We start from the raw sequence: 2,074 nt of genomic DNA on the forward strand, positions 1-2,074 counted from the left end.
CGAGATCACAGAAAAACTAGCCTTTTTTATCCTGGTTTCATCAAAAAATATCAAAAACCAAGATTTGCTCTGGAAAATATAGGTTTTTTAAAAAACAAAATAAAAAAAGATGATACTTTTGCTGCTATCCTCTTTATTTTTACCGCTATTGCGGCTAGTTTCGATTGTATGGACACGCTTAACAGACCGTATCCCCTTGCTCGATACAGCCCGTGAAATCGTTTAAGTTCGGCATTTTTGCCTTCGATAGAAGCTCTCTTTTTGTATTTTTCCTTAAACTCCTCGGTTTTTTGGTACTGCGATATTTCATAAAACTCCGGTGTATTTAAACCTACATTGAGAATTTTACGCGAACTTCTTTTGCAGCATTTATCGTGTATGGGGCATGCCTTGCACTGATTTATTTCAAAATAGTATTTGTAGGTTTCTTTTTTGTCTTTTTTAGATTTAAAATGCCTCCTTTTTTCTGTTATGTTGCCTTGGCTGCACTGCCACTGGTCGGAGTCTTTGTTATATGTAAATTCACTTTCATCGATTCTATAGACTGATTCGCTTACAGGTATATAGGCTTTTGCATTTATTTCTTTTATATCATCCAGTATGGGTTTTCTAAAATACGCTTTATCTGCATAAACTTCATCAATCCTTATGCCGGCTTTTTTTGTTTGTTCAAGCATTTCTTTTGTGTGGTTTCCGTCGGTATATGCTCCGTTCGCTGTTCTTACGCAAGTGATGATGCGTTCATCCGTTGTCATGGCAAACTCGGTTTTATAGCCGAAATAATTATGGTTTTTACTTTTATAGCCGACTCTTGCGTCTTCGGCTATTAGCGAACGCACTCCTTTTTGATTTATAAACTTAGGGGCGTCTAATATTTCCTTAGCTTTGTTTATTGCTTCCTTGGTCTTTTGTTCATTTGCGGATAAATTTTCGTTTACTTTATCTATTACAGTCTCTAAGTATTCTTTCATTTCGGCCTTAGCCTCTTTATGATCTTCAATTTCCTTGTAGGCCGGCGCTTCGGGTATATCTTCTAAGGTTTTTCCCGTTTCCTCTGTATATGTTTTAATGATCTTTTTTCCTAAATGTTTCATTAACCGTTCAGGGGTTTTTTTAATGGTAGTTGCTTGTATATGGGTAGTATCTATGCTTACGCTGCCTCCTTCTATGATTCCCTTTTCTACACATTGTCTTACGATTTCTGTTATGATTTCGTCTAAGGTTGATTCCTCCAAGCGATGGGTCCTGAATTTTGAAAGCAGGCTTTTATCCGGAAGGGCATCTTCAGGATTGAGGCCTATAAAATACAGGTAGGCAAGGTTTATGCTTGCTTCCTCTATTACTCTTTCATCCGAAAGGTTATATAGATGCTGCAAGAAAAGCAGCTTGCACATCATTTCCGGTTCTTTTGCAGGACGGCCAAACTCTTTGCAATAGCTGCCTTTTAGCAGTTCGTTGATAAAAGAAAAATCAACCACTGAATCTATCCTTTTTAGTATGTGATTTTCCGGAATTTTGTCGTACAGCAATGAATGAAAACTCAGTTGCTTTGGCTTAAGTCGAAGCATTAGAAAAACCCCTTTTGATTGGTATTTGATCATACTTATATTATACCATGAATAAGGGGTTTTTGGTACCTTAAAGCCAGACATTTCAAGGCTTTTAATCATTTTCTTGTGTTTAATTTTAGAATCAGATTTCTTTTATGGGGGGGACTTTTTCAGTGGTCTCGAACCGTCCCTCTGTGCTATTCTTTCCTATTTTATCCCATATGCTGTGTTAAAAATAAATAAATTCAAAATCAGTTGACAATTAAAATATACTGGTATATACTAGTCTTGCAAATGCATTTACAAGTGGTTCTTTAAATTAATCTGAATATTGTAAAAAGGAGATGATAAACCAAACAATCTTCAATTTTCCCATTAAATTTCATTACTCAATCATAAGGGGGAAGGTAAAGTGCTTGATGAACTTTTCAACAAAATAGTAGATATGGATGAAGAAGGTGCAGTAAGTCTTGCTAAAGAGTATCTTGAAAAAGGCGGAGATGCTCAAAAACTTCTAGATGTAT

At 35.8% G+C, this 2,074-nt stretch carries 1 protein-coding gene; it reads right to left on the bottom strand.

The features are described from left to right. Nucleotides 1–50: 50 nt before the first annotated feature. Complete coding sequence (locus TSYNT_RS00780; protein ID WP_059031288.1) at nt 51–1,568, bottom strand: IS1182 family transposase; 1,518 nt, start codon at nt 1,566–1,568, stop codon at nt 51–53. Nucleotides 1,569–2,074: the final 506 nt, after the last annotated feature.

Origin of the sequence: Tepidanaerobacter syntrophicus (assembly GCF_001485475.2) — a bacterium.
Classification (GTDB): Bacteria; Bacillota; Thermosediminibacteria; order Thermosediminibacterales; family Tepidanaerobacteraceae; genus Tepidanaerobacter; species Tepidanaerobacter syntrophicus.